General features: G+C 44.3%; 20 protein-coding genes, 5 tRNA genes, 1 rRNA gene and 3 pseudogenes. 10 read left to right on the top strand and 19 right to left on the bottom strand.

Going from position 1 to position 23,840, the window contains the following annotated elements; genetic code table 11:
- Positions 1-202: 202 nt before the first annotated feature.
- Complete coding sequence (gene serS, locus H8730_RS11480; RefSeq protein ID WP_177718565.1) at positions 203-1,489, top strand: serine--tRNA ligase; 1,287 nt, start codon at positions 203-205, stop codon at positions 1,487-1,489.
- Positions 1,490-1,587: 98 nt separating this feature from the next.
- On the opposite strand, the gene H8730_RS11475 is transcribed toward serS, so the two are convergent.
- Entirely contained in the window at positions 1,588-2,880 is a 1,293-nt protein-coding gene (locus H8730_RS11475; protein ID WP_177716690.1) for an aspartate aminotransferase type Ic, read from the bottom strand.
- 421 nt (positions 2,881-3,301) lie between these two features.
- Between H8730_RS11475 and H8730_RS11470 the strand changes: the two genes are divergently transcribed.
- On the top strand, positions 3,302-3,781 hold the full coding sequence (locus tag H8730_RS11470) for a hypothetical protein (protein ID WP_177716688.1): 480 nt from the start codon (positions 3,302-3,304) through the stop codon (positions 3,779-3,781).
- Positions 3,782-4,065: 284 nt separating this feature from the next.
- On the opposite strand, the pseudogene H8730_RS11465 reads toward H8730_RS11470, so the two are convergent.
- From H8730_RS11465 to H8730_RS11425, 9 genes and pseudogenes are all read right to left on the bottom strand, one after another.
- Positions 4,066-4,473: pseudogene (locus tag H8730_RS11465) on the bottom strand (helix-turn-helix domain-containing protein); the annotation flags it as partial.
- Between the two features lie 36 nt (positions 4,474-4,509).
- Positions 4,510-6,201 (bottom strand): recombinase family protein, encoded by a 1,692-nt coding sequence (locus H8730_RS11460; protein ID WP_004849806.1) that lies wholly within the window; start codon positions 6,199-6,201, stop codon positions 4,510-4,512.
- A 38-nt stretch (positions 6,202-6,239) separates the two neighbouring features.
- Entirely contained in the window at positions 6,240-6,425 is a 186-nt protein-coding gene (locus H8730_RS11455; RefSeq protein ID WP_004849804.1) for a hypothetical protein, read from the bottom strand.
- 270 nt (positions 6,426-6,695) lie between these two features.
- Positions 6,696-8,036: a virulence-associated E family protein gene (locus tag H8730_RS11450; protein ID WP_009321442.1), complete on the bottom strand. Its 1,341-nt coding sequence runs from the start codon at positions 8,034-8,036 to the stop codon at positions 6,696-6,698.
- On the bottom strand, positions 7,921-8,661 hold the full coding sequence (locus H8730_RS11445) for a CHC2 zinc finger domain-containing protein (protein ID WP_179138631.1): 741 nt from the start codon (positions 8,659-8,661) through the stop codon (positions 7,921-7,923). Before H8730_RS11445 ends, H8730_RS11450 begins: the two co-directional genes overlap by 116 nt.
- A 47-nt stretch (positions 8,662-8,708) precedes the next feature.
- Positions 8,709-10,181 carry a MobQ family relaxase gene (mobQ, locus tag H8730_RS11440; protein WP_079746603.1) on the bottom strand — a complete coding sequence of 491 codons (1,473 nt, stop codon included), beginning with the start codon at positions 10,179-10,181 and terminating at the stop codon, positions 8,709-8,711.
- Positions 10,182-10,183: 2 nt separating this feature from the next.
- On the bottom strand, positions 10,184-10,501 hold the full coding sequence (locus H8730_RS11435; RefSeq protein WP_024726898.1) for a DUF3847 domain-containing protein: 318 nt from the start codon (positions 10,499-10,501) through the stop codon (positions 10,184-10,186).
- Between the two features lie 286 nt (positions 10,502-10,787).
- Entirely contained in the window at positions 10,788-10,991 is a 204-nt protein-coding gene (locus H8730_RS11430) for a hypothetical protein (protein ID WP_004614949.1), read from the bottom strand.
- Between the two features lie 146 nt (positions 10,992-11,137).
- Positions 11,138-11,362, bottom strand: coding sequence for a helix-turn-helix domain-containing protein (locus tag H8730_RS11425; protein WP_008368839.1), 225 nt, complete (start codon positions 11,360-11,362; stop codon positions 11,138-11,140).
- Between the two features lie 302 nt (positions 11,363-11,664).
- Between H8730_RS11425 and H8730_RS11420 the strand changes: the two genes are divergently transcribed.
- From H8730_RS11420 to H8730_RS11400, 5 genes are all read left to right on the top strand, one after another.
- On the top strand, positions 11,665-12,705 hold the full coding sequence (locus tag H8730_RS11420; protein WP_249289848.1) for a hypothetical protein: 1,041 nt from the start codon (positions 11,665-11,667) through the stop codon (positions 12,703-12,705).
- Between the two features lie 69 nt (positions 12,706-12,774).
- Entirely contained in the window at positions 12,775-13,458 is a 684-nt protein-coding gene (locus H8730_RS11415; protein ID WP_117440179.1) for a response regulator transcription factor, read from the top strand.
- Positions 13,455-14,486, top strand: a complete 1,032-nt coding sequence (locus tag H8730_RS11410) for a sensor histidine kinase (RefSeq protein ID WP_055056215.1) — start codon at positions 13,455-13,457, stop codon at positions 14,484-14,486. Before H8730_RS11415 ends, H8730_RS11410 begins: the two co-directional genes overlap by 4 nt.
- A 122-nt stretch (positions 14,487-14,608) precedes the next feature.
- Positions 14,609-15,274 carry an ABC transporter ATP-binding protein gene (locus tag H8730_RS11405; RefSeq protein ID WP_055056216.1) on the top strand — a complete coding sequence of 222 codons (666 nt, stop codon included), beginning with the start codon at positions 14,609-14,611 and terminating at the stop codon, positions 15,272-15,274.
- Between the two features lie 14 nt (positions 15,275-15,288).
- A complete protein-coding gene (locus tag H8730_RS11400; protein WP_249289847.1) occupies positions 15,289-17,865 on the top strand; it encodes an ABC transporter permease in 2,577 nt (858 codons plus the stop codon).
- A gap of 131 nt (positions 17,866-17,996) precedes the next feature.
- On the opposite strand, the pseudogene H8730_RS11395 reads toward H8730_RS11400, so the two are convergent.
- A pseudogene (locus H8730_RS11395) lies at positions 17,997-18,113 on the bottom strand (helix-turn-helix transcriptional regulator); the annotation flags it as partial.
- A gap of 411 nt (positions 18,114-18,524) precedes the next feature.
- Between H8730_RS11395 and H8730_RS18075 the strand changes: the two are divergent.
- Entirely contained in the window at positions 18,525-18,638 is a 114-nt protein-coding gene (locus tag H8730_RS18075; RefSeq protein ID WP_430385388.1) for a phosphopantetheine-binding protein, read from the top strand.
- A 304-nt stretch (positions 18,639-18,942) separates the two neighbouring features.
- Here the strand turns inward: H8730_RS18075 and H8730_RS11390 are convergent, their stop codons facing one another.
- The gene (locus H8730_RS11390) at positions 18,943-19,467 is read right to left on the bottom strand and encodes a GyrI-like domain-containing protein (RefSeq protein WP_249289846.1); all 525 of its coding nucleotides are present in this window, start codon (positions 19,465-19,467) and stop codon (positions 18,943-18,945) included.
- A 204-nt stretch (positions 19,468-19,671) separates the two neighbouring features.
- On the opposite strand from H8730_RS11390, the pseudogene H8730_RS18070 reads away from it, so the two are divergent.
- Positions 19,672-20,242: pseudogene (locus H8730_RS18070) on the top strand (ATP-binding protein); the annotation flags it as partial.
- A 310-nt stretch (positions 20,243-20,552) separates the two neighbouring features.
- Here the strand turns inward: H8730_RS18070 and H8730_RS11380 are convergent.
- Positions 20,553-21,848 (bottom strand): ATP-binding protein, encoded by a 1,296-nt coding sequence (locus H8730_RS11380; RefSeq protein ID WP_249289845.1) that lies wholly within the window; start codon positions 21,846-21,848, stop codon positions 20,553-20,555.
- Between the two features lie 184 nt (positions 21,849-22,032).
- On the opposite strand from H8730_RS11380, the gene H8730_RS11375 reads away from it, so the two are divergent.
- Entirely contained in the window at positions 22,033-22,872 is an 840-nt protein-coding gene (locus H8730_RS11375) for an ATP-binding protein (protein ID WP_249289844.1), read from the top strand.
- A 264-nt stretch (positions 22,873-23,136) separates the two neighbouring features.
- Here H8730_RS11375 and H8730_RS11370 read toward each other — a convergent pair.
- From H8730_RS11370 to H8730_RS11345, 6 genes are all read right to left on the bottom strand, one after another.
- Positions 23,137-23,209 (bottom strand) — tRNA-Met (locus H8730_RS11370).
- A gap of 26 nt (positions 23,210-23,235) precedes the next feature.
- Positions 23,236-23,317: transfer RNA gene (locus tag H8730_RS11365), tRNA-Tyr, on the bottom strand.
- A gap of 3 nt (positions 23,318-23,320) precedes the next feature.
- Positions 23,321-23,393, bottom strand: a tRNA-Thr gene (locus H8730_RS11360).
- A 27-nt stretch (positions 23,394-23,420) separates the two neighbouring features.
- Positions 23,421-23,493, bottom strand: a tRNA-Val gene (locus H8730_RS11355).
- Between the two features lie 42 nt (positions 23,494-23,535).
- Positions 23,536-23,609, bottom strand: a tRNA-Asp gene (locus tag H8730_RS11350).
- Positions 23,610-23,745: 136 nt separating this feature from the next.
- Positions 23,746-23,840 (bottom strand): 23S ribosomal RNA (locus H8730_RS11345); the annotation flags it as partial.

Raw genomic sequence — 23,840 nt, 5'->3', positions numbered from 1 at the left:
TGCGCGGTGTAAACCGGCGGCGGAGTCTGTCCTTCCACTTTCCAAGCAGCCGGCGACGAGCCGGAAGGGTGGTACCCTTTATCGTACCCATGAGTGACCGAGCAAAATCGGTAATTTGGGTGGCAACGCGGAATCTTCGTCCCATGGACATAGGGGAGAAGGTTCTTTTTTATTGCCCCCATCGACAAAAAGGAGGCAGACTATGCTAGATATCATGTTATTTCGAACGGACCCGGAGCGAATCAAAGACAACATCCGGAAAAAATTTCAGGACGAAAAGCTGCCGTTGGTGGATGAGGTCGTCGACATGGACAAGCAGTTCCGCGAGGCCAAGGCCAAGGGCGATACACTGCGCAATCAGCGCAAGGTCATCAGCAAAAAAATCGGTGGCCTTATGGGAAAGGGACTGAAAGAGGAAGCGGAAGCCGCTAAGGCAGAAGTGGCCTCCATCGCAAGGGAGCTGGAGGCGCTGGAAACGCTGGAAAATGAGCTGACCGCCGCCATCCGGGAGCGAATGCTTGTCATCCCCAATATCATCGATCCCTCCGTTCCCATCGGAAAGGATGATCAGGAGAACGTGGAGGTGGAGCGCTTTGGGGAGCCCACAGTTCCAGATTTCGAAATCCCCTACCACATTGACATTATGGAAGGGCTAAACGGTGTGGATCTGGACAGCGCCCGGCGCACCAGCGGCAATGGCTTCTACTATTTAAGGGGCGATATCGCGCGGCTTCACTCCTCCATCCTCTCCTATGCCCGGGACTTCATGATCGACCGCGGCTTCACCTACTATATCCCTCCGTTTATGATTCGCGGCGATGTGGTCACCGGCGTTATGAGCTTTTCTGAGATGGAAAATATGATGTATAAAATTGAGGGGGAGGATCTGTACCTCATCGGGACAAGCGAGCACTCCATGATTGGCAAGTTCATTGACACCATTCTGAGCGAGTCGGATCTGCCTCAGGCGCTGACCAGCTATTCCCCGTGTTTTCGCAAGGAAGTCGGCGCGCATGGAATTGAAGAGCGCGGTGTTTACCGCATTCACCAGTTTGAAAAGCAAGAGATGATCGTCGTATGTAAACCTGAGGATAGCATGGATTGGTTCCAGAAGCTGTATACCAACACCGTAAATTTCTTTCGCTCTCTGGATATCCCGGTGCGGACACTGGAGTGCTGCTCCGGAGACTTAGCCGATCTGAAGGTGAAGAGCATCGATGTGGAAGCTTGGTCCCCGCGCCAACAGAAATATTTCGAGGTCGGCAGCTGCTCCAATTTAGGTGATGCGCAGGCCCGCCGCCTGGGCATTCGCGTTCGCGGTGAGGATGGAAACTATTTCCCCCATACGCTGAATAACACCGTGGTTGCCCCTCCCCGAATGCTAATTGCCTATCTGGAAAATAATTTGAATGCGGATGGATCCGTCCGCATTCCGGAGCCTCTTCGAATGTATATGGGCGGCAAAGACCATTTATCCTGTGTAAAATAAAGATTTGAATGCGAAGGCCGGTGACGGATCGATCCGTCACCGGCCTTTTAAGGACAAAAAAACGGCGGCAACTCTCACCGCCGCCCTCTTGATCCATATTATGCTCTTCGGTCCGCCAAAATTTTGTCGATGCTGACCAGCTTCACACTCAGCACGAAAATATCCGTGGCGATGGACAATTCCTCCTGTGTGGGGTAGGAGGGGGCAATTCGGATATTGCTATCCTTCGGATCCTTTCCGTACGGGTATGTCGCACCGGCATCGGTCATCACCAGGCCCGCTTCCTTCGCCTTCGCCACAATGGCCTTAGCGCATCCCTCCATGGCATCGAAAGAAATAAAATATCCACCCCGCGGCTTAATCCAGGAACCAATTTCCAAACCGCCCAGCTCCGTCTCCAAACCTTGCAGAACGGCCTCAAACTTTGGCCGCAGGATGTCTGCGTGTTTTTTCATATGTTCCACCATGCCATGGATGTCCTTAAAAAATCGCACATGCCGCAGCTGATTGAGTTTATCATGGCCGATGGTTTGGATGGTCATATAGCGCTTAATCTCCGCCAGGTTCGCCTTTGAGGCTGCGATGGCGGCCACGCCAGACCCGGGAAAACTGACCTTCGATGTGGAGCAGAATTTGAATACCATATCCGGATTCCCCGCCCGTTCACATTCCATTAAAATCTCAATTAAATTATCCTGTTTATCCTCATATAGATGATGGATCCCGTAAGCGTTATCCCAAAAAATACGGAAGTCCGGCGCTGCGGGCTGCAATCTGGCAAAACGGCGGACCGTTTCATCCGAGTACGTAATCCCTTGTGGGTTGGAATACTTTGGTACGCACCAGATTCCCTTAACGCTCTCATCCTCCCTCACAAGCCGCTCCACCATGTCCATATCGGGTCCCTCCACGGTCATAGGGACGTTGATCATCTCAATTCCAAAATATTCCGTTATGGCGAAATGGCGGTCATAACCGGGAACTGGGCACAAAAATTTAACCTTATCCAGTTTACACCATGGGGTGGACCCCAGAACGCCGTGGGTCATACACCGGGATATGGTGTCAAACATAATGTTAAGGCTAGAATTTCCAAAGATGATGATATTTTCCGCAGGCACTTCCGTCATATCCGCCAGCAGTTCCTTCGCCTCTTTGATCCCATCCAGGACACCATAATTACGGCAATCAATTCCTTCCTTGCACTTTAAGTCCGTCTCACTGTTGAGGACGTCCATCATTTTCATGGCTAAGTCCAGCTGCGCTGCGGAGGGTTTTCCCCGAGACATATCCAATTTATACCCTTTTCTCTTGACTTCCTGAAAACGGGCTTCCAGATCCTGCTTCAGAGTCAAAAGCTCTTCATTGCTCATCTGCTCATACGCTGCCATGACTAGCCTCCTATTCCCTAATCTGTCATATCCTGTATCTATAGTTTCTATCCTTACTATTGTAATCCCATTTTTGATTTTTTGTCAAGCCTTTCCTGCATTTATTTTATAATATTTTCATTTTTAGCAGATTATATGCAATTTTTTAGATATGCTTATTCATCTTTAGTCACATCATGGTGATCTGCTGGGATGCGCTGTGAGCGAAGGGAAGTTTTTCTCCCTTTCTATATGGCAATTGCATTCCCAAATATACTATGGTATAATCAGCCCCATAGACTGAGGGTGGGCTGCGTTGGAGGTTAGGTTGAAAAAATAAACGCGATCGCTTATTTTTCACACGGTATTTGTGCCGGAGCGTCACAAATAGCACTTGTGGAAGAATTTTCCTCGTCGCTCGCGCTCCAGAATGGAGATTAAAATGAAAAAATTATATTTCGATGCAACAGAGAAAAATGAATGTATTGCTATATTTTCACCGCAGGCCGAAATTGTCTCCGCAGGTACTACTGTCTACGCTATGCCTATTAAGGATTGGAATGAGGAATATCAGAGATATGCCGACGAATATGATATTCATTTCATATTTGACAATGCTCTTCCGCATATCGATTTTTATACGGTTCCACAGGTTGATATTCTGGCAGTTGACAGTAACGGAGGATATATCGGAACAGTAGGTCAACAGAGCGATTTAGAAAGCGCCGCCCCAATATGTTATATTGACAAGAATCGAAATTGCTATTTAGTAGCCAATAACGGCGCTGCCTTTTTGGAAAGCGTATCCGCATGGAAAGATCATCTAAAGCCATACCATGAGATTACATTCTATAAATCAAAATCGGATGCTGAAAAGGTGCTTACTTTTGTGGACCGACAGACACTTGGCATTGATTTGTAAGAGGTTGCCATACAGTTTGCGGAATTTCTTTACCCTTGATGATGCCAAGGGATTGCTGTTTACGCTGGGCTGGCAGGATTTGGGGAAGGCACTCCCAAACAAGATTCCCGCAGGGGCAAAATGAGCGATATCGCCGCAGAGGGTAAGCGGGTATTCCCGTCTGTACAGGTCATGGAAATCCCCCTTTCCTCCACAAAGGGCTGTGGATTGATTTATGATAGTAAGGGGCGGCAGCACTTTTTGCTGTCGCCCCTTAGCTGCCTATCTGCAAAAGCAAGATGGCTTTATTCTTTCTTTTGTGTTAAGATAATTCCAATGATTGAACCAATAAGGATAATCGATGCTACTCTGACAAACAGCCATTCAAATGAGTGAAATGCCACTCCGAGAACAGCGGTTTCGGGGTTACTATAATTCCACCCCAAATATGGACTTTCTAATGCCAATAAAATTGCAAAAACTATTACTATGATGGCACATAACGAAATAAGCGACCAATGAATCATTTTCCTTCTCGTGGTTTTCCTTCGTGCCAGTTGCAAGTTTATCACCTCCAATTTTTCGGAAATGGCTTTTAAAGTATCAACTTCCGTTTCAATAACAATTTCTCCCAGCAGTGTGCTTACAGGTACTTCAAGCACTTCCGATAAGGAGATTAACATATCAGAATCAGGAACTGACAGTCCCGTTTCCCTTAATTAAAGATATTGTTGGGTAAAAAAGAAAGGTCAGTCGATTTTGCCGATGAAGCGGTAGTAGATTTCTACTTCCTGCTCACGACTTCCGTCCTCGCCCTTGACAGCTTCGTGGACGGTTATTTTTTCAATTAGAGTGTTCAGAAGTTCGGCGGTCAGCTCCACAGGGTTGACATACTGTTTCATTAGGGCAATCCACTTTTCAGCATCCGCTGCGGTCTGTACGGCGGCTTCCATCGTTTCGTGAAGCTGTCTTATTTTTGTTTCAAGTTCCTTTTGCTCGTTCTGGTACTTCTCGGACAGCATATTGAAGTTATACTCGGTTATGCGTCCGGCAGACCAGTCCTCATACATTTTAGCAAACAGCCCGTCAACCTCGGCTTTACGCTTCTCTGCCTTTTTCAGCTCCGCAGCCTGCTTTTTCTTCGCAGAGTTTCTTTCCCTGTCGCTGGCATTGAGTAGCCGTTTCAGCAGCTTGTCCTCGTCTTTCTGTACCATCATAGACCAGTATTGCAGTCTTGCAAGCACATAGGCATACAGTACATCATAGCGGATATAGTGCATGGAACACTGGCGTAATCCCTGTCCGTACTTACTGCAATGGTAGTGTGCATAGGGATTTTTGTTCTGGCTGTTTACACCATAAGCCAATGACCATCCGCAGTCCGCACATTTTACCAGCCCGGAAAATATCTGCGTTGTGCCATTCTTCTGTCGTCTGCGTCTGCTTGCAATCAGCTCCTGAACTTTTTGGAACACTTCTTCGGAAATGATGGCTTCGTGGGTATTTTCCACACGATACCATTCTTCCTGCGGCTTCCGCACCTTTTTCTTGTTCTTGAATGAAATGTTGCTCTGCTTGTTGTGAACGCTGTGACCGATGTAGGTTTCCTCTTTCAAAATGCTCTTGACCTGTGCTATCGTCCACGCATAGGCTTTTTCTGCGGGCGCACCGGCGTAGATATTGGCGAAAGTCCCATATCTTTCATAGTTCAGCCAGCCGGGGGTAGGTACTTTTTCTTCCACCAGAATCCGTGTAATGCTGGCGGCACCCCTCCCGTGTACGGCAAGGTCAAAAATCTTCTCTACAATCCAGCGTGTTTCCGGGTCGATCAGAAGATGACCTTTTTTGTCCGGGTCTTTTACATAGCCCAGCGGTGCATAGGCTCCATAGTGTGCGCCATTGGCAAATCTTGTGTGCATGGCAGCCTTGACCTTTTTGCTGGTCTGTCGGGCGTGCATTTCATTCAGGATGTTTAAGAACGGGGCAAGCTCGCTTTCTCCGTTGATGGTGTCCACATTGTCATTGATGGCAATGTAGCGTACTCCCTTGCTGGGGAAATAGATTTCCGTGTACTGACCGGTCAGGATATAGTTTCTTCCCAGACGGGATAAGTCCTTTGTGACAACGCAGTTGATTTTCCCGTCCTCGATGTCATCAATCATCCTTTGGAAACTTGGACGCTCGAAATTTGTCCCGCTCCATCCGTCGTCAATATACTCGTCTACAACGGTCAGCCCATGCTCTGCGGCATACTGCCTAAGCATCATGCGCTGGGTCTGGATACTGCCGCTTTCCCCCTGTAATTCATCGTCACGGCTCAATCTCAAATATAGTGCAGTGTTATAAATCGTTGTATTGTATGGTTGTTTCACGGTTAAAAATCCTCCTTCTAAAAGAAACAACCCACGCTTATACAATACTCGCTGGTACAAGTATATCATAAGCGTGGGCTGATTGACAGTCGTTATTCCGTATTTTTTCAGGAAGCGGCGGCAGCGTGCTGGATCACATCTTCCAGCAGGCTGTCAAGCGGCTTCCCATCCTGTGCGAAATGCTCCGATACCTTGATACGGACTTTCCCCATGACAAAATACTGGGTGCCGTCTTTTTCGGTAAGCAGGGTGCCGCTGTTTTTGTTATTGCTCTCGTTTTTGCTTTTTGCCATAGGCAGTTACCTCCATAAATGAAATATGCCCGACAAGGGAATGTCAGGCAGGTGTACAGCCGCAGACTGTCTCCGTGTCAACCAAACCGTGTCAACCGGCAGAAAAGACTTTGAAAACAATCCATAGGCGCTCTATTATTACTTTTTACTTTTTCTTTGATTTCTTGGTTGACATGGTTGACAAAGGAGAGAAATGCCCCAAATATCAGGCTTTTCCCCGTCAACCGGCTGTCAACCAAAGCGTCAACCAAACTGTCAACCGGTGGCTTTTCAGAATGGCAGTTCCATTTGCCGGGCTTCTTCTTCCGTGATTTCCTGAAAACCGTCCCCCTCCGGCGGAGCTTGGTTGACACGCTCCCAGCCTTTTTGAGAACCGTATTTCTTATACCGCTTCGGGCTTTTGTAGGCTACCCAGCCCTGTATGATGCCGCCCGCAATGCCGGTATTCATAATCTCGCAGATTGCCCGTGTCTCCCAGTCTGCCGGGGAATTTAAGTTCCCCAGTGCTTCCTCATAAAGCTGCTTGGAGCATACCCTGTCGCCGGTGTAGTCCTCCAAATAGGCGTAGATCATGCCAGCTTGTGTGTCTTCCTGCATAAAGTCCTGCTGGTGGGCGTTCAGGTATCGGTTCATTTCCATACTGAATGACAGCTTATACTTCCCACTGCGGTAAACCGTCATGGCTTCCGCCCACATCTGTTCGATATACGCCCTCGCCGCCGCTTCATCATCCAGTATGTGAACCTCCGCCCGTTCCGGGTACACCGTCACGGGGAGAAAGCGCCGGTTGCCGGTGCGGTCACGGGGTAAAAAGTCCTGCCGGTTGGTCGTCCCTCCGAATACACATTGCCGCAGCCGGTCTGCCGGGTGTGTCTCATACGGCACCTTGTAGGTTTCTTTCTGGCGGCTTAAGAATGACTTGATTTCCTCAATACTCTTGGCGTTGGCTGTGGCAATCATCTCCGACATCTCGATAATCCAATGCCCTTGCAGCTTGCGGTACACATTTTCATCGTCCAGCTTCTTCAAATCGTCTGAAAACCATTCGTCCCTGCCTGCCAGCAGCCGGAAAAAGGTAGATTTCCCGGCTCCCTGACCACCAACCAGACAGAGCATGACCTCAAACTTGCTCCCCGGTCTGAATACCCGCCGGATGGCTCCCATCAGGAACAGTTTCAAGGCTTCATAGGTGTATTCGTCCGTATCGGCTCCCAGAAAGTGATGCAGGGCGTAACGGATGCGCTCTGTGCCGTCCCATTGCAGGCTGTTCAGGTAATCCCTGACTGGATGGTAGCGGTTTTCATTGGCAACAATCTTGATGGCGCTCTGCACCTTTTTCTCGCTGGTAAGCCCGTAATTTTCTTCCAGATACAAAAGCAGGTAGTTCATGTCCATGTCGGTCAGCGTGGTACTGGTGCGCTCCCAGCCCAGCGGCTTCACAATGTCAATCTGCTCCGTCAAAAGGTTCAGGCGCAGCGCCCCGCGAAACAGAGGGTCACGCTGGAACACCGTCAGGCAGTTTCGGATGCTGTTCTTCACGCCGCCTTTCTGCGTCCCCTCTAATGTTTCCCGGATTTCTGCCGGTGTCTGCGCCGGTTCCATTGTGTCCATCGTCCTTTTGACCGCTTCCTGCGTTTCCGGCGGCAAGCTCTGAAATTCGCTGTTCAAGCCGCAACACCTCCTTTCCCTGTGCGGCGATCAATGCCGCTTTTTCTTCTATTTCTCCGTATAACAAAATATCCAAAAGGTATTCTGTGTAGCTTATCCTCTGCAACGCTTCCACAAAAAGAGGATGCCAGATGGCATCCTGCGGCTGTGGGGCGTGTGCTGTTTTCCAATGCTCCAGCAGGCGCAGATAATCGCATAGCACCCGTAAACAATACCGTTCCGTTTCCTGAAATCTCTGCTCCGCTGATTTTTGTCGGGGCTGTGACCTGTTGTGACGCTTCCTATCTGGCGACGCATTGCCGGATTTCTCATAGGATACGCCGAAGTCCTCCGCAAGCCTGACCGCAGCTTCCCGTTTCCCCAATCCATACAGCAAAGCGGCAAAGTCGATCACATCCCCGGAAGCCCCGCAACCGAAGCAGTAAAAGCGGCTGTCCACTTTCATGCTGGGCGTGCGGTCATTGTGGAATGGACAGCAGACCATGCCATTTCTCCCCACCCGGATTCCATAGAATGAAGCAGCCTGCCGGGTGGTAACAGACTGTTTCACCGCTTCAAATACATTCAAATGCTCCCTCCATAAAAATACCGGTAGCGGTAAAGCTGCCGGTTATATCATAGCTCCATCTCATGTTTCTTTCTCTGTACTTCCTGTGGCTGCTCCCTCCGGCGCAGTGCGGTATCTACGGCGTTCTGCACCTGCCGCAGCCGTATGACTTCCTCCCGGAGTGGCTTGTGCTGCGGAGACAGTTCGGCATACTCTGTTTTTAACTGTGCATATTCCTGTTTCCATGCTTTCAGGGCAATGGGTTTTCCGTCCAGTTTTTCTTTCAGAATACGGCGGGCGGCATAAAACAGCCGTAACTCCGCATCGTGGGATGTTTCAAATTTCTCCCTCTGTTTCTTAAACTTGATATTGTTCAATTCCGTATGGACAGGTTTTAGCCGCTGGTAATTCTCGCCCTCCCGTATCAATTCCTGCAATTCCTTTATCCGGGCAGATTTCTTTTTCATGGAGCCGCTTAATGCTTCAAATTCTTCACTGACAGAGGAAAGACGCTCCTGCAAATCCTCTAATGTGAGCAGCTTGTTTTCCGTCAGATAATTGACGGCTTCGGCAAACTGCTTTAAGTTTCCGGTTCTGGCTTTATTGCTCCATGCCCCTGCGTTGCGCTGGTTGTAATAAGCGATCAGCAGGTCGGCAAGGCTCGGTGTCTGCGGTTTGGAAAGTTCTTCTTTTACCTCTGCCATCCAGACAAACAGGGCTTTGATCTTCTTCCTCACATCCTGCATGAGCCGGTTGGTGGCTTTAATCCAGCGGTTCAGTTCCCCTTTTTCGGTGCGGATGCCCTTTGCTTCCATCTGCCGGACATTAGCTCCCTCGTGGACAGTAGGTATCAGGTCAAGCCCCTGCCGCACATAGGAACGGTGGTCGATACGCACATCCAGCCCTTTTTCCTCAAATTTTGTATTAACGGCAGCCGCCCACTGCTCCCGCCAGTGTTCCAGCGTTTCCGGCTCATGCCAGTCTGTTGTATGGACAGCGTTAAACATATAATCGCCGTTTTTATCCCGGATTCGGTTTCCATCTTCATCAAGAAGATATTCCCGCCGCTGTTTTTGTCCCCATGTGCCATCCGGGTTCAAAGGGCGCATTGTTGTCATCACATGGAAATGCGGGTTTGGGATACCGCCGTCCTCTTTCTCCGGGCTGTGAAAAGCGAGGTCAGCAATCATGCCTTTTGCCACAAACTGCTCCTGCACGAACTTCCTCGCCAGCTCCATGTTTTCTTCCAGCGTCAATTCATTCTGCATGGCAATATCAAATGAATAGGCAAGCTGTGCTTTTGGATGTTTCTCGCAGCTCTCCACAGCATTCCAGAGGGTCGCCCGGTCAAGATATATTTCCGGCGCATGGGGCGGCAGCATGATTTCCGAAGCGATCACGCCGCCCTTTTTGGTGTAGTCGCTGACTTCTCCATAGTAGCTGCTGTAAAGGCGCTCCCCGGCTCGGTAGGCTGCGCTGGCAATGGCGCTCTGACCGGCGCTGCGCTTTATCTGTGCGATTGAAAAATGATAAAGTGCTATCCTTAGTCACCGCCTTTCTCCTGCCCGGAAATACGGGCGTGGTTCTCTGTGGCAGACCGGATGAAATGCTCCGCCTGCGGCAGATTCAAAATGCTTTCCATGAGGGAATAAAATTCCGTTTCGGTCAGCTCCTTTGTCTGTGGCGCAATGCTCTCAATAGCTGCCCCACGGGTAATCAGCCGGTGCGTCCTCTGTTTCCGGGAACCGCTTTCCAGATACGCCTGCCGGTTTTTCAAACGCTGCATTTTCCGTTTTTCCCGTTCCAGCAGGACAGTGGTTTTTTCATATTCCTGCTTTAACTGTTCCAAAGATTTTTCCATGTTCTCACATCCTTTGCTTATAAGATAAAGAAAGACCATCCGCAGACAGTCTGTGTGTCAGTGCTTCTATAAAACCCGATGAAAAGGGAAAAACGCAGAGCGGATTTCTCTTTTCGGCGGGTACACAGGGGATAGCCGCTTTAGCGGCGCAAGGGGGTGTAGCCACCTTGTCGGAGCGAAGCGAACGCAGACCTCGGATTGCTGATTTTATCAGCGGCAGAGGTAAGCTCCGCAGGACGCACGATACATGGTCTTTAGACTATGTATAGAAGTGCGCCCTTAGTTCCTAAGGGATTTTGCCGTTTCCGGCAGTCTTGTCCTTTTTCTTGGAACGCTTGGAAAGATACTTCGGGCAGTCAACCACAACCGCCCGGAAGCTCTGTTTACATTCGTGCTGGCATTTCCGGCACAGTTCGTTGTAAGTGATACGGCTGCGGTCATTTAAGAAGAAAGACCATTCCAACCGCCGCTTGTTACTCATTCTTGCCATAACCGGCTCCTTTCTCCGTTTCTATCTGATGTACGCAGATAGGCTGTTTTGATGTAGCGTCTCGGTATCATTTTTAAGGTTTTTTCCCTCTGTATGCCCCTTTGGAAAGTGCGGCAGTATTGCAGTCAGGGAATGATACCTCACGCTTATTTGTCGCTTCTCGGTACGGTTTCGGAGCCTTTTGCCATCCATTCAAAGAAAGCAATTTTGCTGACCTTGATAAGCCTCCCCCTGCGGAACGCCGGAAAGCCGGGGGTGTGTACCAGCTCATAGGCGCTCGCTCTTGAAATTCCCATAATCCGCTGAATGTCCGCCACATCCAGAACCAGCGGTAAATCCTCGTAGCTGTTCAATCTCTTTTTATCGTTCATTCTGTTCCTCCCATAAATCAAATAGGTTAAAATGCTTCCTGTTGCCGTTCTCCCCAAAAGCCGTTTTCCTGCCCCATTCCTGCGGTGTTTCCCTGCATTGGTGCGCCGAATGCGTCACTTCTCCTGCCGGTCATATCCCTTTTGGACGGTCATTCACTTGTCAAGGTACTGTGTGGCACGAAATTACCAACTGCAATCATCATAGCGGACTATCCTTGACAAAACAATACTTCTGCGATACCATGAGTGTAACGGATATAACTAAATTATATAATTACCATAAACAAAGGCAGGGGATAGGGATGGAGAATCAGTTTATACGGCATGAGCCATGTTTTGAGAGGATTTTGTTTGTCCTGACGCTGGACAGGAAGAAAATGAAAGAGCGGATTTTGATTGGGGAAGAACAGCAGATCCGCTTCCGTCTGAACGGGAGCCAAAACGCAGAGGTGCTTTGTGATATGACACGCCCACTGGGAACTTTTTTGATAAACTTTGAGCGTGACACGGACAGAGACTGGAACTTATACGGGCTTTCTCCGCTGCGGCAAGCTCTCCACTCCAACCGATGGAAACAGCCGGAGCTGGAGCAGGCGGCAAGCGAATTTCTTTGGGAGAAATATCTTAGCAACGACCCTCTGAAAATGTATGTGGCGTTCCGTATCTGGAACAGCTATCTGCTTGCCAGAGAACCTCGTGACCGTAACGCTGCCTGTGACCGCTTCATGGATAAAATGAGCAGCCTGACCGGGGTATTCCATAACGAAACCATGAGCTTTGACAGAGAAACAGGAAAACCGAAACATTTTCAAACTGGCAGCCTTTATTTCAAAGGCGCACCGTCAGAAGATACCCGGCTTGACCTCTGGTTCCCGGACAACCGGCGCACAGAAGAATGTGTGTCTGCCTATGCGTCCCTCTACCCCTTGATTACCTATTATCTGAACAGGCTGAATGACTGGGGGCTTTGCTTCCGGCAGTGCAAGGTCTGCTGGAAATATTTTCTGGCAAAGAGCCAGCGGTATGAGCTGTGCAGCGACAAGTGCCGAAAAGTACAGGCGCTTCAAAACAAGCGGGAATTTGACGAGAGGGCAAGAGAAAACAACTATGACCTGCTTTATAAAAATGAATGCCAGAACTGGCGCAACAAAATAAACCGAGTAAAAAATACCGCAGGCTTTCCGGCTGACCGTCTGGAAAAAATACAGGTTGCCTTTTCCGACTTTAAGAAAGAAGCCTTGCAGAGAAAAAAGGCTGTAAAAACAGGAACAGCCAGCCCGAAAGAATTTACGGACTGGCTGTATCTGCAAAGTAATGTAATTGTGGAACTGACAGAATACTAAATTTTTTTCTCGTTGTGAGGTTTCTGTGACATTTTGCTGATACTATAAAAAGAAAAAGGATGTGATACTATGCGAATACTGGTTGTTGAAGATGACCAGCTTTTGAATAAGACATTAAGCTATAATCTGTCGGCTGTCGGATATTCCGTGGATGGGGCTATGTCAAAGGCTGTTGCCATAAGATTTCTTGAAAAACAGGATTATGATTTAATCGTTTTGGATGTCAATCTGCCAGATGGGAACGGGTTTGATATATGCCGTGAGGTAAAAGAACGCCGTCCTGATACCGCCGTGATTTTTCTAACCGCAAATGATATGGAAAGCGATATGCTGAAAGGATTTGAATTGGGCGCAGATGATTATGTAACAAAGCCCTTTCCTATCAGCGTGTTCCAAAAGAAAGTATCTGCTTTACTGAACCGCATTTCAGCACAATCCGGCGGAGATTTCTACGATGATGGGAATTTGTATATCAATTTTTCCGAATTATCAGCGTGTCTTGCAGGACAGCCGATTACCCTTACATCATTGGAATATCGTTTACTAAAAGTGCTGACAAGAAATTCTCAAACTGTCCTGACCCGGCAGGTATTGCTTGAAAAGCTGTGGGATATAGATGAAAATTATGTGGATGAACACGCACTTACCACAACGATCAGCCGCATCCGCAGTAAAATTGAAACGAACCAGCATTCCTACATCAAAACCGTTTACGGTATGGGCTATATGTGGATTGGAGGAGCGCAAAAATGATTTCAAAAAAACTCTCCTTAAATAAAGTCTGCATAATACTGGCAACTACCATTTTACTTTTATCCGTGGTCATGTTTTCGGTTCTATATATCCTGACAAAAGAAATGTCTGTGGTATTTTGTAGCATGGCGTTCTGTCTGCTTTTTCTGCTTTGTGTTACTGTTTTTGTGATACTGATACGGCGAAAGCTGACTTTGTTTTCTGAAATACTTTGCTGCACCTTAGACGAAATGATGAATGGAAAAATAGATATATCACAGGTTGCCGAAGAAGAAAACCTATTTTATAAAATCAATCATCGGCTGGTGCGTCTTTATGAGGTTATGCAGGAAAGCAAAAACAGCGTTGCCAGTGAACGAGCTGACTTACAGGAATTGATTTCCGATATTTCTCATCAGGTAAAGACACCGATAGCAAACTTAAAAATGGTAAATGCCACCTTATTAGAACAAGAAGTGCCATCGGATAAACAGCGGGAATTTCTGCTTGCCAGTGGCACACAGCTTGATAAACTGGATTTCTTAATGCAGGCTATGATAAAAACATCCCGGCTTGAAACGGGTGTTATCTCACTTGAAAAGAAACAGCAGCCCATTTATGATACTCTTGCTATGGCTCTGGGTGGTATCTTTCTGAACGCTGAAAGGAAGCACATACAAGTTGAAGTAAACTGCCCGGAAACATTGGTTGTTTCCCATGACCGCAAATGGACGGCAGAAGCCCTATTTAACATATTGGATAATGCAGTTAAGTACACGCCGGAGTACGGTTCTATCCGTGTTTGCGTTGAAAGCTGGGAAATGCACCTGAAAGTCAGCATCACTGATACCGGCAAAGGTATTCCCGAAAACCAACAGGGAGCAATTTTTAGGCGCTTTTATCGGGAAGAAAATGTCCACGATATAGAGGGAATCGGCATTGGGCTGTATCTCGCAAGGGAAATTATTAGCTTGCAGAACGGTTATATACAAGTAACTTCTCAAGTAGGAACAGGCTCAACATTCTCCGTTTTTCTTCCCCATGAATAACCTGTTTTTTTGAAATGTCACAGGATTGTGACATTTCAGGGCAATTTATTATGTCGGCTGTGACATTTCTGTGAGGATTGCCCTTTATAATGAAGCCATCACAAGAAAGGATGGTGTTCTCTATGAGCATTTTAGAAACAAAAAACTTGAAAAAATACTATGGCACCGAGCCGAATATCACAAAAGCTCTGGATGGTGTAACTCTCACTGTCGAACAGGGAGAATTTGTTGCCATTGTGGGAACTTCCGGCAGCGGAAAATCCACATTGCTCAATATGATGGGGGGCTTGGATGTTCCCACTTCCGGTAATGTAAAGGTCAAGGGAAAAGATTTGTCAGGGCTGAACGATGAACAGCTTACGATTTTCCGCAGACGCAATATCGGTTTTATTTTCCAGAACTATAACCTTGTTCCCGTTCTCAATGTATATGAAAACATTGTTTTGCCCGTAGAATTGGATGGCGATACAGTAGATAAAAATTTCATGGACGAAGTTGTGCAAATGCTGGCACTCGGCGATAAGCTGCAAAATATGCCGAACAACTTATCCGGCGGTCAGCAACAGCGTGTAGCGATTGCTCGCGCCCTTGTCTCAAAGCCTGCCATTATATTAGCCGATGAACCAACGGGCAATCTTGACAGTAAAACAAGCAGCGATGTATTGGGACTGTTGAAAGTAACAAGCCAGAAATTTCATCAAACGATTGTGATGATTACCCACAATAGCGAGATCGCCCAGCTTGCAGACCGTATTGTCCGCATTGAGGACGGGAAAATTGCAGAATAAGGGGGGCAAAAACTATGAATGATATTTTATTTGGAAATAGCAATCGCCCTGTTATCAAAAAATTATCCAACCGTTATTTCAAAGCAGGAAAGAGTAGAAATATCATTGCAATTATTGCAATCGCTCTAACTACTATACTCTTTACAACCATTTTTACATTAGGCTCTGGTTTGATAGATACCGTTCACGACCAAAATATCAGAAAACAAGGTGGCGACGGTCAAGCGGTTTTGAATTATATAAGCGATGAGGTTTTTGATAATATAAAAGGCAATGAGATGATTGAACAGATTGCCTATACAAAGGCAGTGTCTTATCATATCAATAATCCCGGACTGGAAAAATGGCGTGCTGATATGTGGTTTATGGACGATACTGCTTTGAAGTTTGCACGGTATGAGCCAACAACGGGACACCGTCCTGAAGCAGAGAATGAAATTATGGCTGATACCAAAACGCTGGACGCACTTGGTATTCCTGCTGAAATCGGAGCAACCGTAACTTTGGACTATCAAATTAAAGGGATTTCATATTCAAAGAATTTTGTACTATGCGGATTTTGGGAAACAGACAGCCTAAGTAATATTGGACGACTTATTGTTTCTAAAGCCTTTGTTGACAATAATTCTGAACTTTTAACATACACCTATCCCGAAGATAATGACTATTCCGGCGTAGTCGCCGCTTATGTTATGTTTCATGGAAACGGAGCTATCGAATCAAAATTACATCAGCTTCTTGCTGAAACGGGCTATACTTGTGATACTATGGGCGGAAGTCCATCAGATGACAATTATGTGATCGCTCGTGTTAGTCCTGCATATCAAGGCAGTAACTTTTTAGAAAATCCAGCTTTATTGATTTCGGGGATTGTTGGCATACTTTTAATTATGATAACAGGGTATTTGATTATATATAATATTTTCCAAATCTCTGTCATTCAAGATATTCAATCCTACGGACAGCTTAAAACTTTAGGCACAACAAAACGACAAATAAAGAAACTTATCAGCAAACAGGCTATGTTACTTTCCTTTATCGGTATTCCATTCGGCTTGCTAATTGGTTTCTTTGTTGGACGAGCATTAGTACCATTTTTAATGAACGGCACAGTTTATGCTTCGGACGCAGGAGTAAAAGTAACTGCTAATCCAATTATTTTTATCGGAGCTGCTTTATTTGCACTTGTTACAGTGATTATTAGCGTAAATAAGCCTGCCAAAATAGCAGGTTCAGTATCGCCTATTGAAGCAATCCGCTATACCGAAAATGACGCAACAGCATTTCAAGGCAAAAAGACGTCTAATAAAAAGTCTATACATGGAGCCAAAATTCATCGCATGGCATTATCAAATCTTGGTCGGAACAAGAAACGTACAATTTTGGTTATTATTTCTATGACTTTGAGTTTGGTATTGTTCAACACTGTATTCACACTTGCAAGCGGCTTTGATGTGGAAAAATATGTAGAGAAATTTGTAAACAAGGATTTCATCATCTCTACTGCGGATTACTTCAATTTTAAGTTTGGAAATAGCGACAGCAAAAATGACCTTTCCACTTCTTTTATTGAAGCAGTTAAGCAAAATCCGGCATTTGATGAGGGTGGCGAGTTATATACTACAAAGATTTTGGAAGAAGCATTTTCTGTCGAGAATGGAGTTACCTCAAATTATAACAAAGACGCTGAGGGAAATCCTTTGGTTCAATTATATGGAGCAGATGATTTTTTACTGAACTCAATGGATGTTATAGAGGGAACGATTGATTGGGAAGCATTAAAATCCGGGAACTATGTACTGTATGCCCTGACCGCTGATGACAATGGAAACATTATTGATGACCCTAATATTCATGTTGGCGATACACTTCACTTCAATCATGTACAAATGAACGGACTTTCCAGTAGTATAGATAATAACTTTGACTGCAAGGTTATGGCAAAGGTGCTAATCAATGAAAACACCGATACGATAAGAAGTACCGGATTTGCAAAGTTCTATATGCCGACGGATGTTTTCTTACCTCTTTGCGAGCAACCTCATTTGGTTAGCTTCCCATTCAATGTAGTTGACGGTATGGAAGCTGATATGGAGGAATTTTTGAGCAGCTATGTTGAGGACATTGAGCCGAGTATGAATTACGACTCTAAACAAACGTATATCAATTCCTTTAATGATTTAACCTCTCTGATTATTACCATAGGGGGAGCGTTAAGCATTATCATTGGCTTAATAGGAATTACAAATTTTGTAAACTCTGTTCTTACCAGCATTATTACACGAAGAAAAGAACTTGCCATGCTTCAAAGTATTGGTATGACAGGAAAACAGCTAAAGAAAATGCTGTCATTTGAGGGCTTATACTATGCTGCGGGAACAGTTGTTGCGTCAATCGTATTTGGTTCTCTGGTATCGGTTATCATTGTAAGAGCAATTTCAAATAGCATTTGGTTTTTCACTTATAAATTTGTTATTTTCCCTATGTTTGTTATCTATCCATTTTTGATTGCGCTAACGGTTATTATTCCGGCAATCATATATCGAAAGAACGCAAAAACAAGTATTATAGAACGGCTTCATCAAAACTAAATAATATAGAAAAGCTGGAAGCAAAATTAAGTCTGCTTCCAGCTTTTTTGTATTTGCTATTGTATGTGGTTGACTAAGGAATATTGTTTAAGCGTGAGTTTGTGATATTGGGTGTGGTATCTTTAACTATGGGAAACTCCTTGCTCCCATTTAGAAACTGTCTGTCGCACGATGTTCAGCTTGACAGCAAGCTCTTGTTGTGAAAGTCCCTTTGATTTTCTGATTGCTTTAATATTTTCATTGAGCATTAGGGATAGCCTCCTTTCGATTGCACCCTTATTGTAGACTAAATTGCCCGTTGCCACAAGCAACGCAATTTAACATTTTCAGAAAAATAGCAACTTTCCCTTTGTGTTACGGAATATGCTACATTTCGGTTTAACGACATTAAGTCAATGTTCTAAAGATTGGCATGCTTTGATACATAAATGAAGCTGTTTAATATGTATATGAAGTTGTTTATTCAATATAGCAGTAGATTGTTTAATTCCTGCAATACATTGCTTTCGTCTATAATTCAACGCGAAAACGAAGCTTGTGTAAAGATAGAGACCTATGTTGTGAAAACCACTTTAAATTAAATATTTAGCCAGCTGCAGAAAGGACACATAGAACAAATGGAAACTATAAAATATGTTGATGTTATTATTTAAAATGTAATTGATATAATAAAAGAATATATAAATATAAATGATCAAGTTGATGCAGATTCTAATTTTTCTGATTTAGGGATTAACTCGGTAAATTTTATTAAAATTATTGTAGGAGTTTAAAATGAATTCGATTTCGAATTTTATGATAGTGATCTAGTAATGGATCGATTTAAAAGCATCAGAGAGTTGAGCGAATACATCTTAACAAGAATTTAATTTAATAATCATTGTGTAATTTTTTCGTTAAGTTTTGTCAAAACGTTGAAGAGGCGGGCATTCAAAAATGCTCGCCTCTTTGTCTAAAAGTCGCGTGGCAGAAAATATGAATTAATCAAAAACCGTTTGTGTATATTTGTTGATTGCATGTGAACAAGAACTTGCAATTGCAGATCCTCTCATATGCAATATTGAATTTATGAAAAGGTCATTTCAACTGAATAGGCACAAATATATCATGCTGTTCATTTTGTAATTTTTCTTGTAATGCAGGAGGGGTTACAATATGACTCATAACCAAACGTCCTTCTTTTTCAGCATCTTTGTCAGCCTTATAAATACTGCTGTTCTCTAACCATATATTAAACTGTTCATACTTTGTAAGCATTTCGGGCATCCAGGCAGAAAAAACAGCGTATAATCCTCCGGTAAAATTGAATTCTTCCCAACCGGGTGTATTGACAAAGTCGTCATTTACTTTGACTAAAAATTGAAATCCATTATTATCAACGGAAAAGAGCGGTGTTCCTCCGCCATAAGGATACTCCTCTTCATTATTAAATAATTCACAAAGCGCCCATTTATAAAATTCTTGCAGTTTTCCATTCGGTTCCTCAGGATTTCCAATAGGTGAACGAATCATACGCATGCGTGGCAGTTTAACAATCCGTACTTCTTTTTCGATTGATTCTACAGTAAGTTTTTGCTCCATTGTGGGATAATCTTTTTTCATAATGTTTCACACTCCTTTATAAATATTTTTATAAAAACATAATGAAATGATGCAATACCAAAGCTATTATAGAAAATTGGAGAAAATTCCTATTTTATTATTATATCGTAATCTTTTGAATATAAAAGCTACATGTTTTAAATATAACGAAATATAACGACCTGACATTAAGCAATCTGGCAACTTGTGGCTGCTCATATTCATAATACGGTTCTGATGGATCGAATCGTTGATTACATGATGGATAACATATCCAATTAGACATCTGCCAGAAATATTGCTGAGGCACTGACGAATAATAAGGATAAAATCAACCATAAAACAGTTGGCAAGTATATCGAATATCTTTGTAATGCATTTGCATTTTATCGTTTCCGCAGATATGATATTCAAGGAAAAAAATATCTATCCTCGATAAACTCTACTCAGCGACCATACTTTCAGGTATGCCAAACTTGGGACCAAAAATCTGGATACAGGAAGAGTTCTTGAAAATATTGTTGCAATTGAATTACTGAGACGGGGATATGAAGTATATGTAGGCGTCTTATACAAAAAAGAAATAGATTTTGTTGCCATAAAACGCAGTGAAAAAATCTATATTCAGGTTTCGGATACCATTAGCGAAGATACAACATTCAAGCGTGAAGTTTCTCCGTTGTTAGAAATCAGGGACGCCTATCCTAAAATGCTTATTGCAAGAACGCAAAATGAAGAATACCAATATGAAGGTGTTCGTATAGTCGATATTGCAGATTGGCTTGCAGAAAACTAACTGTTTACCAAAAATAAATTTCAACTAAAAATGGAATTAGAAAGATTAGAGTTTTTCTTTTGCTGTCAACCCCCATATCAAATAAGGTCTGCTTCCGGTAAAAGGAGCTCATTAAGCTCTTTCGCTTAATATAAGCAAACTTCTCGGCTTGCATCTGCACCATGCGAGTGATACGCTCACATCGACTGTATCGTAGTTTTGAATTTTCTCATAATCAATAGCCATTGACGTAGCTGATTTTCGAACTGCTTTTGCCAATTCGCCAATTTCTTCAGTTAAAAGGAGCATTTTATCTTGCGCACTTTGAGAATTATCCTTCTAAACTTTTAGGGTTGAGCAGAAAATCATAAATATTTATAATGAAAAATCCGTTTTCATCATAGTGAGCCGGAACAATATCCTTTGTCACAACAATTTTCTTAAAAGAATCATCAATCTTACGGAAAGGTCTGATTTCTTGATTCAGTTTATCCTCGTCCGGTATGGAATATGCAGATTGAATGTAATACCTGGCCGAACCGAGATTACAGATAAAATCAACCTCAAGCTGTTTTCTGATAACTTTTCCTTCTTTATTTTTTTCTGCAATAGGAACTACTCCGACATCCACATTATAACCACGCATACGAAGTTCATTATAAATTACATTTTCCATTGCGTGGGTTTGCTCAAACTGCCGAAAATTGATTCGTGCATTACGAAGTCCAAGATCGGAAAAATAATATTTTTGCGGAGTGGCTATATATGCTCTGCCTTTAATATCATAGCGATGAGCTGCTTCCAATAAAAATGAATCTTCAAAATATCCGAGATATTTCTTTATGGTGGCAGCGGTTATTTTCGATTTTTTTACACTGCGGAAGGTATCCTTCAGCTTTTCCGGATTTGTCAGCGACCCGATAGCAGAAGAAAGGATATTAAGCAGATCTTCCAGTTCACTCAGATTCTTCACCTTATTTCTTTTCGATATATCCCTGACATATATCTCGCTGAACAAGTTAGATAGAGCAGCGGCCTTGTCTCCGACTTCTTCCCGAAGAACTACCAGCGGTATTCCGCCATACAGCATATACTGTGACAGCCCTTCGTACTTATCACCGTGGAAGACTGTCATAAATTCAGAAAAGCTGAGTGGATACATATGGATTTCATCACCGCGTCCCGCAAATTCGGTGATAATATCCGATGATAAAAACTTAGCATTACTTCCGGTGACATAGATATCCATATTATCTTTCCGCAAATATCCGTTCAGCACAGATTCAAAGCAGTCCAGCAGCTGAACTTCATCCAAAAGAAGGTAGTACATTTCCTTATCTGAAATTTTTGACCGAATATATGCCATAAATTTTTCCGGATCAACTTTTCTGTTCTCTTTTTCCAGTTCTATCAGGCTTTCTCCCATCAAATACAAATCATCAGCAGAATCAAAAGCAAATCTGATAATATGGCTTTCGTTTATACCATTCGCCAAAAGGTGCTGATAAAACAATGTATTAAGCAAATAGGACTTGCCGCAGCGGCGGATACCCGTAATGACCTTAATCAGACCGTTGTGTTTACGGTTAATTAACTTGTTCAGATAAAAATCTCTCTTAATTTCCATATCTGCACTTCCTTACAATAGTTTTTTGCAACTCAAAACATTTTTCTATTATAGGATAGCATATTTGCTCTGAAAAGTCAAGATTGTAGAATAGAAAAATGCAACCAAACTCATATTTCTATTGTAAGCATAGTCGGATATGCGTTCTTTATGCATAAACACCAAAAATGGCAGGAGCTCTCCGTTGTCGTCACAGGCAACAGTCAGATACGGAGCTACAACCGAAATATCGCTGAAAGAGCCCATTGCTTCTTTGAAACCAAAGGCGCAGACAGAGGAATATAACAACTATCTTATTATCGGAGGTATGCCGGAATGCGTTGCATCGTGGATTAAATATAAGGATCCGGCAAAGATATACCAAATTCAGCGAGAACTTATTGAGGTTTACGAAAACGACTTTTCCAAACACAACGGGAGGGTCAACAGCGGCCGAATTTTACTGGTATTTCGCAGCATCGTTTCACAGCTTGCCAAGCCCAACGAAAAATTTATGTATGGGGCTGTCCGGGAAGGCGGGAGAGCTCGTGATTTTGAGGAAGCGATCGAATGGCTTGTCTCCGCCGGTATGCTAAACCGAATTTATAATGTTTCAAAAATGGAACATCCGCTGTCTGCTTTTGATAAGCTGGAGCAGTTCAAACTATTTGTATTTGATACCGGACTTCTTAAGCATATGGCCGGTATCGACAACAGCGCCATTCTTTTAAAGACGGATTATCAATTCAAAGGTCCGCTGACAGAAAACTATGTCCTGCAGCAGCTTCGCGGACAATTTCAAATTGACCCCCGTTATTATTCAGATAAAAACAGTGAGATTGATTTCGTTATTCAGAGCGGAATGGAAATCATACCTGTTGAAGCAAAAGGAGGCGAAGACAAATCCGCTCTGTCTTTTAAGAAATATATCGCTGAGCACAAACCGGAACATGCACTGCGTTTTTCAAAGCGCGGATATCGGAAAGACGGATATATCACAAATATCCCGCTATATCTTGCAAGAAAGACAAAAGACTTGCTGTAAGATATATTTGTATCCTTCCGCGAAAATATCCTTTATAAGCCTTCATTGTATTCCATGGAGCGGCAATTACGCCCCTTGTGACTTTCACCACAGACTGACGACAGGCCCGTCATACTAAAAAATGACACCAATACAATGGTGTCAAGCCGCCAAAGGTACCTTTAAAAATCTATCGAAAGGCGCGATGTAAATACAAAATATTAATCAAGGGTAAAGAAATACCGCAAACCCTTGAAAATAAAGGGCTTGCGGATTGTCTTTGACTTGCGGGAGAAGGACTTGAACCTCCGACCTTTGGGTTATGAGCCCAACGAGCTACCAACTGCTCCATCCCGCGATGATAACGGTATCGCAACCGTTGAATGGGGGGAGGAGGATTCGAACCTCCGAAGGCACTGCCAGCAGATTTACAGTCTGTCCCCTTTGGCCACTCGGGAATCCCCCCATAAGCCAACGATCGGACTCGAACCGATAACCTGCTGATTACAAGTCAGCTGCTCTGCCAATTGAGCCACGTTGGCACTTACCAGTGCATTGTTACTTAGAAGTGGGCGCAACAGGGCTCGAACCTGTGACCCCCTGCTTGTAAGGCAGGTGCTCTCCCAGCTGAGCTATGCGCCCAACACTTCTACCATCACCCAGCTTGCGCAGGGGCAACAGAAACGACTCAGAAGGGGCTCGAACCCTCGACCTCCGGCGTGACAGGCCGGCGTACTAACCAACTGTACCACTGAGCCACAAATATACTTAGTTTGCTAAGTACATTCAAAATTGCACATTGAAGGGAAAAAAGAAACAACCAAAGGTCTTCTCCACTTTCTTGACCTGTCTCGTCCTCTGAGTCACGCCTTCACGTTTCACTCGTCCTCTCTCCTGATCAAGCTCCTCGACCTATTAGTACCGGTCAGCTCCATCCCTCTCGGAACTTCCACCTCCGGCCTATCTCCTCGTCGTCTTCAAGGGGTCTT

The sequence above is a fragment of the Bianquea renquensis genome (assembly GCF_014384895.1).
GTDB lineage: Bacteria > Bacillota > Clostridia > Lachnospirales > Bianqueaceae > Bianquea > Bianquea renquensis.
Note: the sequence above shows the minus strand (reverse complement) of the source record. Positions and strands in the feature narration are given on the sequence as shown.

What these genes read in the sequence shown, in the direction of transcription:
- serS (WP_177718565.1), top strand. Translation starts at nt 203, where the DNA reads ATGCTAGATATCATGTTATTTCGAACGGACCCGGAGCGAATCAAAGAC.
- H8730_RS11475 (WP_177716690.1), bottom strand. Translation starts at nt 2,880, where the DNA reads ATGGCAGCGTATGAGCAGATGAGCAATGAAGAGCTTTTGACTCTGAAG.
- H8730_RS11470 (WP_177716688.1), top strand. Translation starts at nt 3,302, where the DNA reads ATGAAAAAATTATATTTCGATGCAACAGAGAAAAATGAATGTATTGCT.
- H8730_RS11460 (WP_004849806.1), bottom strand. Translation starts at nt 6,201, where the DNA reads ATGATATACTTGTACCAGCGAGTATTGTATAAGCGTGGGTTGTTTCTT.
- H8730_RS11455 (WP_004849804.1), bottom strand. Translation starts at nt 6,425, where the DNA reads ATGGCAAAAAGCAAAAACGAGAGCAATAACAAAAACAGCGGCACCCTG.
- H8730_RS11450 (WP_009321442.1), bottom strand. Translation starts at nt 8,036, where the DNA reads ATGGACACAATGGAACCGGCGCAGACACCGGCAGAAATCCGGGAAACA.
- H8730_RS11435 (WP_024726898.1), bottom strand. Translation starts at nt 10,501, where the DNA reads ATGGAAAAATCTTTGGAACAGTTAAAGCAGGAATATGAAAAAACCACT.
- H8730_RS11430 (WP_004614949.1), bottom strand. Translation starts at nt 10,991, where the DNA reads ATGGCAAGAATGAGTAACAAGCGGCGGTTGGAATGGTCTTTCTTCTTA.
- H8730_RS11425 (WP_008368839.1), bottom strand. Translation starts at nt 11,362, where the DNA reads ATGAACGATAAAAAGAGATTGAACAGCTACGAGGATTTACCGCTGGTT.
- H8730_RS11420 (WP_249289848.1), top strand. Translation starts at nt 11,665, where the DNA reads ATGGAGAATCAGTTTATACGGCATGAGCCATGTTTTGAGAGGATTTTG.
- H8730_RS11415 (WP_117440179.1), top strand. Translation starts at nt 12,775, where the DNA reads ATGCGAATACTGGTTGTTGAAGATGACCAGCTTTTGAATAAGACATTA.
- H8730_RS11410 (WP_055056215.1), top strand. Translation starts at nt 13,455, where the DNA reads ATGATTTCAAAAAAACTCTCCTTAAATAAAGTCTGCATAATACTGGCA.
- H8730_RS11405 (WP_055056216.1), top strand. Translation starts at nt 14,609, where the DNA reads ATGAGCATTTTAGAAACAAAAAACTTGAAAAAATACTATGGCACCGAG.
- H8730_RS11400 (WP_249289847.1), top strand. Translation starts at nt 15,289, where the DNA reads ATGAATGATATTTTATTTGGAAATAGCAATCGCCCTGTTATCAAAAAA.
- H8730_RS11390 (WP_249289846.1), bottom strand. Translation starts at nt 19,467, where the DNA reads ATGAAAAAAGATTATCCCACAATGGAGCAAAAACTTACTGTAGAATCA.
- H8730_RS11380 (WP_249289845.1), bottom strand. Translation starts at nt 21,848, where the DNA reads ATGGAAATTAAGAGAGATTTTTATCTGAACAAGTTAATTAACCGTAAA.